The organism is Spiribacter roseus (assembly GCF_002813635.1).
Classification (GTDB): domain Bacteria; phylum Pseudomonadota; class Gammaproteobacteria; order Nitrococcales; family Nitrococcaceae; genus Spiribacter; species Spiribacter roseus.
The window spans coordinates 704,110-716,356 of sequence record NZ_CP016382.1 but is presented as its reverse complement, the minus strand read 5'-3'; the positions used below and the strand labels follow the sequence as shown (position 1 = coordinate 716,356).

At 57.3% G+C, this 12,247-nt stretch carries 10 protein-coding genes and 1 pseudogene; 9 read left to right on the top strand and 2 right to left on the bottom strand.

Translation table 11 applies throughout. From position 1 onward, the window contains the following. Nucleotides 1-3 precede the first annotated feature (3 nt). From BBH56_RS03555 to BBH56_RS09590, 5 genes are all read left to right on the top strand, one after another. Nucleotides 4-834 carry a prepilin peptidase gene (locus BBH56_RS03555; protein WP_148121955.1) on the top strand — a complete coding sequence of 277 codons (831 nt, stop codon included), beginning with the start codon at nucleotides 4-6 and terminating at the stop codon, nucleotides 832-834. 231 nt (nucleotides 835-1,065) lie between these two features. After that, nucleotides 1,066-2,817, top strand: a complete 1,752-nt coding sequence (locus tag BBH56_RS03550; protein WP_148121954.1) for a bifunctional diguanylate cyclase/phosphodiesterase — start codon at nucleotides 1,066-1,068, stop codon at nucleotides 2,815-2,817. Between the two features lie 217 nt (nucleotides 2,818-3,034). Further along, nucleotides 3,035-3,781 carry a tyrosine-type recombinase/integrase gene (locus tag BBH56_RS09690; protein ID WP_318262596.1) on the top strand — a complete coding sequence of 249 codons (747 nt, stop codon included), beginning with the start codon at nucleotides 3,035-3,037 and terminating at the stop codon, nucleotides 3,779-3,781. Next, nucleotides 3,721-4,224 (top strand): tyrosine-type recombinase/integrase, encoded by a 504-nt coding sequence (locus tag BBH56_RS09685; protein WP_318262595.1) that lies wholly within the window; start codon nucleotides 3,721-3,723, stop codon nucleotides 4,222-4,224. The genes BBH56_RS09690 and BBH56_RS09685 overlap by 61 nt, the downstream gene beginning before the upstream one ends. A gap of 703 nt (nucleotides 4,225-4,927) precedes the next feature. Further along, the gene (locus BBH56_RS09590) at nucleotides 4,928-6,061 is read left to right on the top strand and encodes a ligand-gated ion channel (RefSeq protein WP_157809078.1); all 1,134 of its coding nucleotides are present in this window, start codon (nucleotides 4,928-4,930) and stop codon (nucleotides 6,059-6,061) included. Nucleotides 6,062-6,244: 183 nt separating this feature from the next. On the opposite strand, the gene BBH56_RS09585 is transcribed toward BBH56_RS09590, so the two are convergent. After that, the gene (locus BBH56_RS09585; protein WP_157809077.1) at nucleotides 6,245-6,994 is read right to left on the bottom strand and encodes a hypothetical protein; all 750 of its coding nucleotides are present in this window, start codon (nucleotides 6,992-6,994) and stop codon (nucleotides 6,245-6,247) included. A 926-nt stretch (nucleotides 6,995-7,920) separates the two neighbouring features. Between BBH56_RS09585 and istA the strand changes: the two genes are divergently transcribed. The 4 genes and pseudogenes from istA (at nucleotide 7,921) to BBH56_RS03525 (ending at nucleotide 11,872) form a co-directional block, all read left to right on the top strand. Then, nucleotides 7,921-9,093 carry an IS21 family transposase gene (gene istA, locus BBH56_RS03535; protein WP_148121952.1) on the top strand — a complete coding sequence of 391 codons (1,173 nt, stop codon included), beginning with the start codon at nucleotides 7,921-7,923 and terminating at the stop codon, nucleotides 9,091-9,093. Further along, nucleotides 9,090-9,902 (top strand): IS21-like element helper ATPase IstB, encoded by an 813-nt coding sequence (gene istB / locus BBH56_RS03530; RefSeq protein ID WP_148121951.1) that lies wholly within the window; start codon nucleotides 9,090-9,092, stop codon nucleotides 9,900-9,902. Before istA ends, istB begins: the two co-directional genes overlap by 4 nt. Before the next feature lie 530 nt (nucleotides 9,903-10,432). Then, nucleotides 10,433-10,579 (top strand): hypothetical protein, encoded by a 147-nt coding sequence (locus tag BBH56_RS09580; RefSeq protein WP_157809075.1) that lies wholly within the window; start codon nucleotides 10,433-10,435, stop codon nucleotides 10,577-10,579. A 127-nt stretch (nucleotides 10,580-10,706) separates the two neighbouring features. Next, a pseudogene (locus BBH56_RS03525) lies at nucleotides 10,707-11,872 on the top strand (IS3 family transposase). Nucleotides 11,873-11,914: 42 nt separating this feature from the next. On the opposite strand, the gene BBH56_RS09695 reads toward BBH56_RS03525, so the two are convergent. Beyond that, complete coding sequence (locus tag BBH56_RS09695) at nucleotides 11,915-12,103, bottom strand: transposase (RefSeq protein ID WP_157809074.1); 189 nt, start codon at nucleotides 12,101-12,103, stop codon at nucleotides 11,915-11,917. Nucleotides 12,104-12,247 lie beyond the last annotated feature (144 nt).

Sequence of the window (12,247 nt, the reverse complement as noted above, 5' to 3'; positions counted from 1 at the left end):
AGCATGCTTACTTTGATAATCGCCGCGGCGCTGGTCGGCGCCCTCATCGGCAGTTTCCTCAATGTGGTGATTGCCCGCCTGCCGGCGCAGGTCGAGCATCAGGCCCGCCAGACCGATACCGCGCCTGCCGGCGACGACCCGGCCCCGCCCGGCATCGCCTGGCCGGGGTCGCACTGCCCGGACTGCCAACACGCCATCCGCATCCGCGACAATATTCCCATCCTCAGTTGGCTGATCCTGCGCGGGCGGTGTCGGGACTGCGGCAATCCGATCTCGGCGCGTTATCCATTCACCGAGGTACTCACCGCGCTTGTCACCGCTTGGATCGTCTGGCGTTTCGGCGTCGAACCGCTCACCGGCGCGATGCTGGTCCTGAGCTGGCTGATGATCGCGATGGCCGTCATCGACTTCGAAACGCATCTGCTGCCGGACCGGCTCACGCTGGGTGGGCTATGGCTGGGGCTGCTTGTCAGCGTAGGCACCGACTTCATCCCCCCTACTCTGGCCATCTTGGGAGCGGCGTTGGGGTATTCGTCTCTCTGGATGATCAACATGGCCTATCGATGGCTGCGTGGCATCGATGGACTCGGTTATGGCGACTTCAAGCTCTTTGCGCTGATTGGTGCTTGGGGTGGCCCCGAGGCATTGGTGACGACGCTGCTGTTGGCCCCCATCGCTGCGCTGGTCGTCTTATTGATTCAGGCGCCGTTCAAGGGTATCGACGGCCAGCGCGAGATCCCCTTCGGCCCTTATCTGGCCATTGCCGGCTGGCTGGCGATCACCGCTCCCCCTGCCCTCGCCGCCTGGCTCCCGCCGTGGTCCGGTAGCATTTAACCCGGATAACTGTTCGTTACCTTAGGCTGACCTCTCGGGGTGAAATAAGATACGGTCGTCGACCATCCAATGATGGCAGCCAATCAAGGCGACACCCGAGTGCTCGATTTCCTTCGAACCTGCTGGCGTCATATCCGCCATCTGCGCTGGGTGCAGATGCTCCTGCTGGGGCTGATCCTTTTACTTGGGTTCGGCGTTACAGGCGCCTTCTAGGATAACTACCACGATTCGGTGGACACCGAGAAGCGCAACGTCCGCTCATCACTCGAGCGGACCACCCAGCTTCTCAGCGAACGGATCGGCCAGAGCGTGCTGCTGAACAATCGCAGCAGCATCGAGCAGCGGCTGCGCCTGCTGGAAACGATGCCCACCATCGGGGTCGTGGTGGTCGCCAATCACCAGGGCGATGTACTGGTCAGGGCACGCAAGCAGGATCAGACCCTCGTTTTCGCTGATCCCACAGGCCCTCAGAGCGCCAGCGGAGATACCGGCTTCAGCGGGCGCTTTCCGGCGCTGGGGTACACCAGTTCGATTGCCTTTGGGACGCGGACGGTGGGCAGCATCACCTTGCGGACCGACGCCCCCCGCGTGCAGGCCAGCACCGACACGCGCTTCCGGCAGTTCCTGCTCGAGTCGTTCGTGATGTGGTGTGTGCTCGGCATCTTCGGCGGCTATCTATTCATCCAGACCCGTTTCGAGAACCGCCTGCGCAGACAACTCCACGTCGATCCCGTGACCGGTGAACTGTCACGGTTTGGGTTCAATGAGCGATTCCGCGACCGCGATCGATTCCTCCACCAGGCCTTGTTGCTGGTCGATCTCTACGACATGAAAGCGATCAACGCCGGCCATGGCCTGGCGATCGGTGACCGAATCCTGCAGATCGTCGCCCGGACGCTGCGGGCAACGCTCGGGCCGCGCGCAGCCGTGGCACGCCTGGACGGCGACGACTTCGCCATCATGATCCCCGCGACGCAGTGGGCATCGGTCCAGCAGATCGGCCATGCCGTCACCACGGCCCTGCATGCCGTGCGCTTTGACGAGATCGATGAGCTCGAGAAGATCAAGGTGTGCGGCGGGGCTGTAATCGTCGGCCCGGAGGATTCGCTTTCGCAGCGGCTCTCCGAGGCCGATCTGGCTCTCAAGCACGCAAAGCAGCGTGATTGGGGACGCATCGTTTGCGCCGACGCCGAGTTCATCGCCCATTCGCAGAGCACCGGCGCGTTCGTGACCGATCTGCGGATCCGTCAGGGGCTTAAAACGCACGAGTTCGAGTATCACATCCAGCCCATCGTCAACGTCGGCACCGGCGAGACACTTGGTTACGAATCACTGATTCGCTGGAACTGCGAGGGCGAGATGCGTCCGCCCGCGATCTTTCTTGATCGATTCCGCGAGGTGATGAAGGATGATGAGTATTACGCCTATGTCGTGGCCATGCGGCGCGCTCTGACCCAGCAGGCCGCGCGCTCCGGCGTTGGGTTTCTCACCTTCAACATCGGGCTGGAGGATCTGAATAACCTGCAGGACCCGGATCAGTTCGCCTACGATTTCGGTGCGGATTGCCTCAATGGTCCCGAGGTGATCATCGAGGTCACCGAGCGCGGGCTGCCGCAGCATTTCGGCGATGACCTCACCGGTCTCAAGACAGCCTGGGAGGAACTGCGCAGCCGGCACACGACACTCGCGCTGGACGACTTCGGGGCACTGGAGAGCAACCTATATCGACTGCGTGAGCTCCACATCGAGTACGTCAAGATCGACAAGACCCTCATCACCGCAGTGGTTGATGATCCCAAGTCACGGGCGATCGTCCGCTCCATCGGGATGCTGTGTGAGGCGCTGGATATCCATGTCGTCGCCGAGGGGATCGAGACGGAAACGCTCAGCGAGACGGTCCTGTCACTGGGGATTCCGATTCAGCAGGGGTTTTTACTCGGAAGGCCGCAGCCGCCGGCGCACTACTTTGGAGGGGGGAATTGAGTGGGTTCGACCCCCTGTTCTATCAGACACAAAAAAGGGGCCCGCGGCCCCTGTTTTGTGTCTGGCGGAGAGGGTGTCCGCTTCGGCGCATTTGTAATTCGTTGCAGAACGTTGCATAACCTATTGGTTTCGTTTGTTTTCCCCGCTTTGACTTGTCACGGCTCGTTGCATGCAGTAGCGTCCAATAACAAATTTTTTGATGGGCGGGATGATGGCCATGCCAAAGCTTGCAACCGAACTCTCGGCGATGGCCATTCGAAAGCTTCAAAAACCCGGCCTCCACGCCGTGGGCGGTGTCGCCGGCTTGTACATTCGTGTCACCCCGACGGGTGCAAAATACTGGTTCCTGCGAGCCATGGTAAATGGTCGACGGCGCGACGTCGGCCTGGGCCCCTTTCCCGAGGTCTCGCTCGCCATGGCACGACAACAAGCCGCCGAGATCAGGGCCGCAATTCGTGACGGGCACGACCCTCTTGCCGAGCGGCGAGCCCAGCAGGCGGAGCGCGACGCGGCTGCCAGTAAACGCGTCACCTTTGATGAGTGCCTCGAGGCGTACTGGCAGCAAAAAGTCCGGGAGTTCAAGAATTCTAAGCATGCCAAACAGTGGCGCACCAGTGTTGAGACTTATATCAGTCCTGCCATAGGCGGCCTAACGGTCGACCAGATCGAGCTCGCTCACATCGTCAGCGCCCTCCGCACCATCTGGGAGAGCAAACCGGAGACGGCCAGTCGGGTTCGCGGTCGTACCGAGAAGGTTCTCGACTTCGCGATTGTCTCTGGTTATCGGCAAGGGCCCAACCCAGCGCGGTGGAAAGGCAACTCGATGCGGTGCTCCCCGCGACAACCAAGATTAAGCCGGTCCAACACCATGCGGCGATCCCTTGGCAGGATGCCCCGGCTTTCATGCGCGCCCTTCGCCAATGCAACGGCATTGCACCGCGGGCACTCACATTCCTGCTACTAACGGCCGCGCGGTCTGGGGAAGTCCGCGGTGCGACATGGGATGAGATCGATCTTGGCACAGCGATATGGACCATCCCGGCGGAGCGGATGAAAGCCGGCAAACCGCACCTTGTCCCGCTAAGTGATCAAGCTCTTGCCCTGCTCTGCTCACTCCCAAGGTTTCCAAGTTCTATATACGTATTTCCCGCACCACGGGGCGGCATCCTCTCTGATATGGCGCTTTCCAAGGTGATGAAACGCATGGATGTAGAGGCGACTCCGCACGGGTTACGCTCCACTTTTCGGGACTGGATCAGTGAGAACACCAACTACCCGCATGAAGTCGCGGAGCAGGCACTAGCACACGTGATCCAGAGCGCCGTCGAGCGCGCCTACCGGCGCGGGGACCTCCTCGAAAAGAGGCGTAGTCTTATGGCGGACTGGGCAATGTTCCTGGATCTCTAGGCGGCGAGCTGTCGCCACAAGTTCGCAAAATAGCCACGAGGCCTCATTGACCGAGGGCCTCACGGCGCTATAGCCTCGCTGTAATCTTCAACCGGCGAGCGCTCCGGGTATAAGGGCCCGTGATGACCACAAGCGCTAAGGCTCGATCAACCATCAACTCTGATGTGTCTGTAGCTAGAAACGTGCCATAGTCGATAGTGTACTACTACTGGACTAAATCCCCCTCCCGCATATCTAGGAGTTAGAATGGGTTGAGCTCTTCCGATTGCGCACGCGTCTCCTCGCGATTGTGGTTTTTGTCGAACATGACATGTATTGGTACGCTCACATTTGCCTGGCACCGAGGGCCACAGACAGTAGCCCGTCGCATGTCTCGTTTACCATGGAGCCTGACAATCACTTGCAAGCTGATCTCAACTCTGGCCGCAAGTAGGCCTATCACTAGATATTCGATGTATTTCCAAAAACACGTTCAGACAGAGACGGATTCTGGATTAGTGATAGGCGACGCAACTGTTACGGAGCGTATTGTCAGCGCAGTTCCGCCATCAACCGATTACCGTGAATATCTGGTCTTCCCAGCACAACTCGTGGACACGTCAACTCTCCAACTGACGAAACCAAATGTTCCAGCGCTCATGAGTTCCATCATCGCTACTAAAAAACTTCTCCGCCTTTTTGATCCGAGCCTATGAGGTACCCGATGAGCGAGCATCTATCGTTAAAAAAGATAGCGCTCAGCGGCGTTTTGATACTTCTCGCGCTGAGTATATCTGTACCTTCTGGTAGTGAGGCGGCCGATCAAAATGCTCGGGGTGACACTGACCTGTGCGCGGCCTCGGATACAGTATTTACGCCCAAGTTGACCCGCGACAACCGATATGAGGTGGGAATCGGTATACAACCCATACGGGTAACCAATATTTCGCCGAGCAATAACATTGCTGTCGTCGACTTCTACTTAACCATTGAATATCCGCTTTCAAGACCTCATGCCAACGTGAAATGCGTTGGACATCTTGCAGATAACGTTTGGCAAAGGTTCTACAACCCCGATATCGAAATGATGTCTATCCATGACCCTGAAACAGTACAAGGTCACCATTGGATGGTTCAAAACAACCGCTTCGCCTACATGACACGAGTCAAAGGCAGTGCGAACATCGTAGGAAATTTTCGCTATTTTCCATTCGACGAATTGGAAATACCGATAATAGTAGCTGGCGAGGACTCTTCAGCATATATGGACCTTGTTCCTTCTAAATGGTATCACGAAGCAGCGTCCATTGATAAAATTGAGATATCGCTAGGCGGTATTCATGTCCCCGGGTGGAGGATGGAAAATGCGTCTTTCACTGAAGTTGGTACTGAATGGGTATCGGAAACGGGAGAGTATTGGGACGAGCTGGGTATTACTCTGACGGTAAAGCGGGAACCGGCTACAAAAGTCGCCCGAGGGTTGCTGCCCCTACTGATTCTATTCTTTGTTACTTTTGGATCCTACACACTGAGAGAGTCAGAGGATTTGCCTTCCGGACGCGATCGGCTTGTGGATACCCGTATACATGTACAAATTGGCACCTTATTAGCACTGTTCGCTTATACACTTTACCTCATGGAACTAATTCCGGAAACCGCTTACCTCACACTGGGTGACCTGACTTGGATGAGTTTCATGGTGGCAATTGGACTTGTACTGCTCAGTGAATATCTGCCGAATGAGGTCTCAATCGCGAGCAGGCCGCTGATCATAAAAAAACTTGCACTTCGAGGGGCCTTTACGCTCGTCATTCTATTAACTGGCATATATTTCAGCTTTTATTTGCTGCATGGGTGAAGGATCCTCATTTGAGGCTGAGCCCCGCCCTTACTGCAACACAGCAGGCGTCCAAACTCCAAGATATGGCGGGCGCGCCACAGCACGGCGGACATTTATCACCCCACAGCGGACCGCGAAACCGCTCCATGGAATACCGCATCCGGATCAGATCGATTACCACAAACGATACAGTGAGGACTCTTATGCACAAGCGGCATTGACAACCTTACTGACGTCGGTGGTTATACCCTCTACTTCCACTGAATTAAGAAAGTCTTTGTTGTTCGAAAGGTTACTAATATCCGTGCATACAGCAACTGCCGATTCGTCTGATGCGTCAACATGTTTGATATACTTCTCGACGTCATAACTTATTCCCGAGTCTTCATCCTCATCGAAATTAATGCCGTAGCAAAACGCAACCTCTCTGCCATGTCTGACCTCCAGCTCCGTAACCCCTTTCAATAACGGCCAGAAACGTGACGTATACCTCTTTCGCGGCAGCTTGCCACCAATTTTCGCGAGAAACCGCGAACCTTCCCACTCCTTTACATAGTTTAGCTTATCGGCAAGCACTATTAGGTTATCAACAATAGAGACGCTCTCATCATAAGACAAAAGCCTCCAAGTAACGCCATACTCAGACGCCTCTGCCGCGGCTTCCGGATGGGCCGATGCTAGTATGGACGAACTCTCGGCCTGCCGTAGCGCGCTTTTCGGCAAGTAAAGGACGTAAACACCAATGTCTCGACAAATGTACCCAGACTTACTCCAGCTATTGGTGTCAATAGTTGGATAAACTCCTAGATCCGAGTAAGCCGCATTCCTTATTCGCCAATTTTCGTTTTCTAATTCTGCTCCAGTTTTGGCGAAGAACTTTTTTGGCCACACAAACCGAGCGTAGATAAAACCGGATGCGGCTATACCAAGTGTCAGTACTAAAAAATCCATATGAGTCCTCATTTTAGCAGGGGGGTTAGTGATGCTGCAGTCGAATTATAAAATTTTTGCCATATAATTGCGATATATTCTACATGTCGGAGGGTTTCCCTCTCTGTCGCCGGCACGCGGTTCTCCGTAACGGCCCACTGTAGTTTCTCTTTATTTGGCGTATTTTTATTAATTATAGAAAGGACGAGAGTTCCCGAGCCGGGAATGTCTAATCGCATGCTCTCTGCCAAGTACGCAGGTTTGACATCCAACTCGACGGTCATACCATATTCACCGACATGGTCTCCCATTTCGGATAGACGGTAACACCGATTCTGCACGGAGTACCACATAGCCCAGTCACTGATACTAATTGTTGTTTTAAAACCGTATCGCTCGCTCGATCCAATGGTGGGCATATGCCAGGGAGTCGAGCTTCTGCTGTCAGAAGCATCCTATCTAGAGAGGTCGGGAAGAGCGTTCCATCAGCCCACCCTGCTACCGCTTGTAGGGCGTGATGACTCCCTTGACCACGGCATACATTCTGACGGCACTGGTGTGACGCCCTGATGACCTTACCCACCCTTTGGCCGATGGCCGCATCAACGGACGGTCCACGAGTTGTATGTGCCGCAGGCTGTCTATAAGGCTGTCGCCGAGCGAGGCCTCAGCATTTGCGGTGGCACCGCTGTTTGATAATCGCTAGCAAAGGATCTCGTCGGTAGAATTCCCAACCATGACAGCAAGTTCGCCCCGCCGTTTGCGCCCTCGCCAGGCACGGCGGATATTCTTAGTCCTGCGCCGATCGTTGCGCGGAGTTACCGAAGTACAGTGATTCAACCAGGCATGTTGGCGCCGCCCAGTAGAGTCCTCTGATCGCCGGTTTGAGATGTCCCCTCGGACCAACGATCCTCGGTCTTGCAAGTTTGGCCGCTTGGAGACCGGGGATGATGACCCGAGAGGACTATTTGATGATAACCGAGAGATACAGACAGGGCGTATATATCAAGGACATTGCCGCGGAGCTCGGGGTTACCCCGAAGACCGTGAGTCGAGCGCTAAAGCGCGGCAGTGAGCCGCCGAAGCGACCAAAGCGACGGCCGCGGAAGTTGGACCCGTTCATCGATCAGATCGACGGGATGCTCCGTAAGGGGATCTGGAACGCCGAGGTGATCCTGCAAGATATCCGCAAGGCTGGGTATACCGGGGTCAGCACGCAGTTGCATGACTACATTCAGCCCAAGCGCGTACTGCGTCCGGACGCCGGCGTTGTCCGCTACGAGACGCCGCCCGGTCAGCAGATGCAGCATGACTGGTGCGAGCGGCGGTTGCTGATCGGCGATATGCGCCAGAAGGTCTATGTCGGGGTGAACGTGTTGGGGTATTCCCGTCATCTGCATGCCATGGGGATGCCCTCGCTGGATGCCAACCATACCTACGAGGTGATCATCGCTGCGCTCGAGGCCTTCGGCGGTGTCCCGAGCAGTGTACTGGTCGATAACCAGGCCTCGGCCGTGCTCGACTGGCGTGATGGCCGACCCCGCTTCAACCCGCGCTTCCGCGAACTCGGCGTCCACTACGGCTTCACGCGCCGCGCATGCCGGCCTCGACGGGCAAAGACCAAGGGTAAGGTCGAGCGGATGGTGCGTTACATCAGTGAGAACGCCCTTGCCGGTGATCCGGCGTTCGACAGCTTCGATCACCTCAACGCCTATCTCACCGCCTGGTGCCAGACGGTGGCTAACCAGCGCACGCTAAGGGAGCTGGGCGAGTCGGTCCCGGCCCGCTTCGCACGGGAGCGCGAGTCGCTCGGGCCGCTGCCGCGTAGCCGCTACGATACGGCCTACCACTACACCCGCGCGGTGAGCCTGGACGCCTACGTCTCTCTGCATGGCGTGCGCTATAGCGTGCCGGGGCAATTGGCCCAGCAGCGGGTCAGCATCCGCCAGACGTTGGATGGCGAGATCGAGATCCGTCATCTTGAGGGCCATCCTGTCGCCCACCACCGGCTTGCCACTGACGGCGAGCGCTTCGTCACGGTCGCCGAGCATCACGCTTGCCTCTGGGACCAGGTACGGGTCCAGACCCGTGACCTCGGTTACTACACGGAGGTGCTGTGATGGAGCTCGGCACACTGCTGGAGCGGTTGAAGCTCCAAGGGCTCGATGAGCAGCTCGATACGATCTGCGAACAGGCCGCCAAGCGGGATCTCGACTACCGGGCGTTCCTCACCGAAGCGCTCAAGGCCGAGTGGCAGTCCCGGAACGTCCGGGGCGTGGAGACGCGACTGCGTCAGGCACGCTTCCCGGCGATGCACACCCTGGAGGCCTTCGACTTCAGCTTCCAGCCCAGCATCGACCGGAAGGTCATCCGGGAACTGGCCTCGCTAGCCTTCGTCGAGCGCGGGAACAACGCCGTGTTCCTGGGTCCGCCCGGCGTTGGTAAGACGCATCTGGCCATCGCGCTCGGCATCAAGGCGGCACAGGCCGGTCACCGGGTGGTGTTCCTCACCCTCGATGAGCTCCTCACCAAGCTGCGCAAGGCGAGCGCTGAACAAAAGCTCGAGCGGGTGCTCAAGCAACTGACCTACCCGAAGGTCCTCATCCTCGATGAGCTGGGCTATCTGCCCATGAGCCGTGACGAGGCGAGCCTGTTCTTCCGGCTGGTTGCCCGGCGATACGAGAGGGCGAGCCTGATCCTGACCTCGAACAAGGGCTTCGCCGACCGGGGTGAGGTCTTCGGCGATCCGGTGATGGCCACTGCCATCCTGGATCGGTTGCTGCATCACGCCACCACGGTGAACATCAAAGGCGAGAGCTACCGGCTCAAGGAGAAGCGGAAAGCCGGCCTGCTCGCTAAGAGCCGCTCATCCCAGACCGCTAAGGAGGCTGCGCTCGAGGAAACCGGAGAAAACGAGACTGCACTATGATGATCAGGGGACATCTCACTCCGGCGAAAAAAGGCTCTCTGGTTCCGGCGTTGACAGGCATACAGCTTACTGAGCGAAACACCCATACCTTCGACTAAGAACTGCACATGCAGCGATCTAACGAGCCCCCTGTCTTCAAATAAGCACCGATACTTTTTCGCGTAAATATCCAAACGAGGATCTTTAAGCGCCTTTCGGTTCTCCTGCAATTCATTACCGTATTGTTCATGCAAATTTTGTGTCGAACGCGGAATTTTTTCTCCATGCTCCCCTCGGCGCCCTCGACCTAACGATCGACCTGAGCGACACTATCACACTACCAGACTCACCTTACCGAGGTGATCTTGCCTTTGAAGATATTTAACACCGTCGCTGCTTTGCGGTTGGCGGTTCAGCATTTGACGAGCAGTTCGTCACGAATGATGCACTGTCACCACGTCCTCAAAGTTGCTCTTCAATATTGAAGCATCTTGACAGTCTGCACCGATCACAGGTACTAAAGACACTCGTTCACTATTAAGGAAGATGTCATGGACCGCTATGTTGCGAAAGCAAAGCTACCTGGCAGCGCCCCGGATGCAGACGTCAGCATTGAGGCGAAAGGGTCAGCCGAAGCCAAGAAATTGCTGGAAGCCCAGTACGGGAAGGGTAACGTCAAAAACGTCCGTAAGGGATGAGCGACTCTTTGACGTGGCCTTGTTAAATCTCAAGGGGAGGCTATGCCTGCCCTTGAGCTCTAGACCATAGATAACCCTTCCCACCGGCAGTGGACACCCCAGTAAGGTAACAGACTGGCCGTGAACCATGGCAACAGAAGCCAACGACATGCCCAAGCGAAAGAGGGTTCGCTACAGCGCGGAATATCGTGCCGAAGCCCTGTCGCTCGCCGAGCGCATCGGTGTTGCAGCCGCGGCCAGTGAGCTCGGCTTGCATGCCACGCAGATCTATCAGTGGCGGGCTAAGGCAGCACACGAGAAGTCCGTCACTGGCCGCGAGCGCCAGCTCCGCGAGGAAAATGCTCGGCTTAAGCGCCAGCTCGCCGACAAGACCGAAGAGGTCACGATCCTGGAAAAAACCGCGGCGTAGTTCGCGACGAAGCTGGACTGAAGCACGCCGCCATTCACCAGCATCGATCGGTCCACAGCATCGCGCGCCAGTGCGCGGTGCTGGGCGCCTCCCGCAGTGGCTACTACGCGTGGCTGCACCGTCGGGACAGTGTTTCGTAACGCGTCGCTGAGCGGACCAAGCGGGACGCGAAAGTGGTCGAACTGTTTGAGGCAAAGAAGCGGCGCTACGGCTCGCCTCGCCTTTGCGAGGAGCTGGAGGCTGAAGGCATGGCTATGAACCGTAAGACCGTGGCTGAGAGTATGCGCCGGCAGGGGCTGCGGGCCTGCGCGGCCAAACCCTTTCGGCATACCACCGACTCGGGTCACTCGCTCGGTGTAGCGCCCAATGTCCTTACCCAAGACTTCAGCGCCAAGCGGCCTGACGAGAAGTGGGCGGGTGATATCACCTACCTGCGGACCCTTCAGGGCTGGCTCTACCTCGCGGTGATCCTGAACCTGTGCACACGCAAGGTGATCGGCTGGGCGACCAGTGCGCACATCGATGCTTTACTCGCCTGCACCGCCCTGCGAGCGGCGCTTGCCCGGCGTGGCGAGCCGAGCGGTGTGATCATGCACACGGATCGCGGGAGCGTTTACTGTGGCTGGGATGATCGCAACCTGCTCCGTCGCTACGGACTGGTCGCCAGCATGAGCGGCCGAGGTACCTGCTACGACAATGCGGTGGTGGAGAGCTTCTTCCACAGCCTAAAGGTCGAGAGCATCCATGATATGCCGCTGATGCACCCCGATGCGCTGCGCCAGGTCCTTTTCGAGTACATCGAAGTGGAGTACAACCGAACCCGTCGTCATTCTGCCCTCGAATACATTAGCCCTGAGGCATTCGAGGCCCGGATAGTGGCGTAATCGAGTGTCTACTGTTACTGGGCAAGCTCAGACCTCTTCGTCTCATGGATTGCTCTTGCCGGGATAATCCTGCTGTCCTCCGGTTTTGGATGCCCGGCACCACCGCTTGAAAACCGAGCGGCGAATACTCAGCTCATGCGCAACGTCTTTGATCGTCACGTCAGGCCGACTGGCGAGCTCCACCGCTTCCTCATTGGACTCTCGACTGAACTGCCGTCTCTTCTGTCCCATCGGACACCTCCTGCTTTCCATCATGAAGCTTTTCAGATGTGTCCGCAGCGATGGTGTACAACCAATACGCGTAAGCAACCGCTCGGGAGAGCAGGCTGCCTCCAACACCTACGATAACGGACCTCTTTATTTCACAACTGCTCA

Excerpts from the sequence above, each read along its gene's own strand:
- BBH56_RS03555 (WP_148121955.1), top strand. The coding sequence starts at position 4 with ATGCTTACTTTGATAATCGCCGCGGCGCTGGTCGGCGCCCTCATCGGC.
- BBH56_RS09690 (WP_318262596.1), top strand. The coding sequence starts at position 3,035 with ATGCCAAAGCTTGCAACCGAACTCTCGGCGATGGCCATTCGAAAGCTT.
- BBH56_RS09685 (WP_318262595.1), top strand. The coding sequence starts at position 3,721 with ATGCGCGCCCTTCGCCAATGCAACGGCATTGCACCGCGGGCACTCACA.
- BBH56_RS09590 (WP_157809078.1), top strand. The coding sequence starts at position 4,928 with ATGAGCGAGCATCTATCGTTAAAAAAGATAGCGCTCAGCGGCGTTTTG.
- BBH56_RS09585 (WP_157809077.1), bottom strand. The coding sequence starts at position 6,994 with ATGGATTTTTTAGTACTGACACTTGGTATAGCCGCATCCGGTTTTATC.
- istA (WP_148121952.1), top strand. The coding sequence starts at position 7,921 with ATGATGACCCGAGAGGACTATTTGATGATAACCGAGAGATACAGACAG.
- BBH56_RS09580 (WP_157809075.1), top strand. The coding sequence starts at position 10,433 with ATGGACCGCTATGTTGCGAAAGCAAAGCTACCTGGCAGCGCCCCGGAT.
- BBH56_RS09695 (WP_157809074.1), bottom strand. The coding sequence starts at position 12,103 with ATGGGACAGAAGAGACGGCAGTTCAGTCGAGAGTCCAATGAGGAAGCG.